The organism is Roseateles sp. (assembly GCF_036486225.1).
Classification (GTDB): domain Bacteria; phylum Pseudomonadota; class Gammaproteobacteria; order Burkholderiales; family Burkholderiaceae_C; genus Roseateles.
In genome coordinates, this window is record NZ_DASVNZ010000343.1 from 1 (window position 1) to 3,169 (window position 3,169).

At 70.5% G+C, this 3,169-nt stretch carries 3 protein-coding genes; all 3 read right to left on the reverse strand.

Annotated features, from left to right (window positions below):
* Positions 1-180: FHA domain-containing protein (locus VF536_RS22285; protein ID WP_331617088.1), on the reverse strand; the 180-nt coding region annotated here is incomplete at its 3' end.
* Complete coding sequence (locus tag VF536_RS22290; protein ID WP_331617089.1) at positions 162-1,601, reverse strand: S1 family peptidase; 1,440 nt, start codon at positions 1,599-1,601, stop codon at positions 162-164. The genes VF536_RS22290 and VF536_RS22285, both read right to left, overlap by 19 nt.
* A gap of 194 nt (positions 1,602-1,795) precedes the next feature.
* Positions 1,796-3,013 carry a cyanophycinase gene (locus tag VF536_RS22295; RefSeq protein ID WP_331617090.1) on the reverse strand — a complete coding sequence of 406 codons (1,218 nt, stop codon included), beginning with the start codon at positions 3,011-3,013 and terminating at the stop codon, positions 1,796-1,798.
* Between the last annotated feature and the right edge of the window lie 156 nt (positions 3,014-3,169).

Consider the following 3,169-nt stretch of genomic DNA (forward strand, 5'->3'; position numbering starts at 1 on the left):
GGCCGCCGGCTCGCCGCGGTCCCAGTGCAGCAGCGCGTGCGTGCCCGCCAGGTGCGGGTCGGACAGCACGAGGTCGGCGTCCGGCGAGCGTCCGATGCGCAGCGGCCACGCGCGCACCTTGTGCACCTCCCGGCAATGACCGTCCCGGTCGACGATCTCGATTACCGCGGCGTGGTCCATGCGAATCCTTGGAGATAGTGACGCGTCAGCTGGGTGGCATTCGCGAAGCTGACGCCGCGGGCGTCGAAGCGGCCGAGCGCGCCTTCGGTGGCGGCGTCGACATTGGTGACCAGCACGGTGAGGTCGAAAAGCCCGTCGAGCTTGCGGTAGGCGCGCAGGCAGGCGACGGCGCGCAGCGGCGGGCCGTCCTTCTGCTGGACGAAGTCCTCCTTGCAGTACGGCGCGGTGCGGTCGCGGTCGGGGCCGCCCAGGCGTTCGTTGCGGAAGCTGGCCGAGTAGATGTTGGCGAAGCGCAGCGCGCCCAGCTTGCTGCCGTCGTAGACCTCCTCGGTGACGCCGAAGTAGCCGGTCTGCAGCGACTCGCTGATGAACAGCGCGTGCTCCATCCGGCATTGCGTGCGCTGCATCTGCAGACCCTGTTCGTCGGCGGAGGAGCCGCTGCCCCAGCAGCGCATGTACTCCTCCTGCGGGATCGGGAAACGGTAGCGCGGGTGCGTGAGTGTGCGCCACGGCTGCGCCAGGAAGTTGCGCGAGAGTTCGTCCTGGTAGGCCATCAGCTGCTGGCGCAGCTTGGGCCAGGCGGCGCCCTTGATCGGCGCGGCGTTGCGGCTGCGCGCGAGCAGCGCGGCCGCGTGCTCAGCAGGGACGAGGAAGCTCATCTGCTGCGCGAAGATCATCGTCGACACGTTGATGCCGACGATCTCGCCGTCCTCGTCGATCACCGGGCCGCCGCTCATGCCGGGGTTGATCGAGCCGGAGTAGTAGATCAAGGGGTCGAAGCTGCGCTCGACCAGGCCGTTGTAGGTGCCCTCGACGACGGCGAACGCGACGTCGTGCGGGTTGCCCATCGAGTAGATGCGCTCGCCCTTGGCCAGCGGCTGGTCGGCCTTGCGGAACACCAGCGGCGTGGCGGTCATGCGCGCGACGACGCCCTTGGGGTCAGGCGTATCGCCCTTGCGCACGATGCGCAGCAAGGCGAGGTCGCGGCGGGCATCGAAGTCCAGCAGCTCGATGTCGCCGCCGTCGCCTTCGGGCGTCTGGTACTGGAGGCGGTAGCGCTCCGGCTCCAGCGCATGCTGGCTGATGACGTGGTAGTTGGTGATGACGTGGCCTTCGGCGCTGACGACGAAGCCCGAGCCCACCGAGGCCTGGCTGCCGTTGTAGAGCGTGCGGACCTGCAGCAGCTGCGAGCGGCTGCGGTCGTAGAGCCGGCGGGCGCTGGCCGAGACCGGCGCCGACGGCATCGCCTGGCTGGCCGCGGTCGCGGGAGCGCTGGGGGGCACGGTCGGTGTGACCGGCGATCCCGGTGATACCGGCGTGGGGCGCGTCTGGGCCGCAACGGGCAGGCCCAGTGCCGCGGTCAGCAGCAGCAGGACCGCCCCGGCGGCGGCGCGCCCTGGGGTGAGAAGTTTTCGCGACAACGCAGGAGACTCCAGGAGAACAGCTGGGGAAGAGCTGGGGAAGAGCAGGAACGCGCAAGAGCGAGCGGACGCCCCATGCTAGCGGCTTTGCAGGGGCCGCCAGAAATCGGGATGCCGGACGGCCCCGCCGGTCGCCCGGTCGGACGCCGGGACGACCCGTCAGGCGATCGGCGCGGCGATCGGTTCGGCGCGCCTCACGGCTGCGGACGTTCGCCCGCCGGCGGTTCCTCGGCCGCGGCCGGTTTCTTTGGGCGAGGCTCGCCGGGCCAGGGACTGAACAGCGGCAAGGGCATGCGCACCGGCGTCACGTCCAGGTAGAGGTTGACCACGGTGTAGTCCTCGGGCCCGAGCTCGTCGGTGCTCCAGCCGATGCTGCCCGGCCCCTTGTAGAGCCGGAACAGGAAGCCCAGGTCGGCGAGCGTGTCGCCGGCCTTGGGCGCGGCCTCGAAGCTCAGGCCGCGAAACTCGGGCTGCACGCTGTCGATGAGGATGGACATCGCCGTCGAGATCGTCGAGTCGCCCAACATGTCCGTGTAGAACTGGGGCAGCGTGTAATAGGGCTTGTAGTCGGGCGCGCCGGGCTCGAGCTTCTGGCCGCGCAGCTTCACCGCCGAGGGCGTGACGCCGCGCGTGCGCAGGTTCATCCGGTCGCCGTGGTCGAGGTAGGTCAGCCGTGCGTTCTTGAGGTTGAAGACGCCGAGCCCACGATCCGAGGACGCCTCGCTCAGGTCCACCAGCAGCGCGCCCTTGTGGCCGATGATCTCGACCTCGTCGCCGCGGATCACGGCGGCGGAGTTCTCGTCCACGCCCAGACCCAGCTTGTAGCCCTTGGCCAGCATCAGCGGCACCATGCGGCCGAAGCGCCCGCGCTTGAGGAAATGCTGGTCGACGAAGAGTTCCGGCCCGACGAAGCCCAGGCCGCGGTCGATCTGCTTGCCCTCCTCCCACTGGCCCTTGAGGATGCTGATGACGCTGGGCGCGTCGCGGAACATCACGGTGCTCATCACCGCCGCGCCGGCCGAGGTGCCGGCGACGACGCCGCCCTTGCGGTAGACGTCCCAGATGGCGTCGAGCATCGGCGTCGGGTGGCCGCCCGGGAGCAGCACGTCGACGATGCGCTCCTGCGAGCCGCCGGTGAAGAAGATGCCCTTGGCGTTGCGCACCTTGGCGATCAGCGCGGCGTCGCGCACCACCTTGCTGAGGTCGACCCAGGAGAACTTCGGCGCGACGGGCAGCGCCTCGGCAAACGCGCCGCGGCGCTGCAGCTGCTCGACAACCTGCTTGGCGCTGGCCTCGGGATCTTCGGCGGCGGTGCCGAAGACGACGAAACGGGCGCCGCGTCCGCCGGCCAGGGCGATCAGGCGGTTCCACACCTCGTCGTTGTCGGCCTTGAGCGCGCCGCCGATGGCCATGGCGTGGCCTTTAATGGGGACATCCGACGCGGGGGCAGGCGTTGCCTGCGCGGGCGTGGCAACCGGAGGGGTCGCAGGAGGGCTGACGGACGGGGAGCGGCGGCGGGAGGCGGCGCCGGCTTCGCGGTCGCCGTGGCCCGGGGCGGTGCCGGCGTG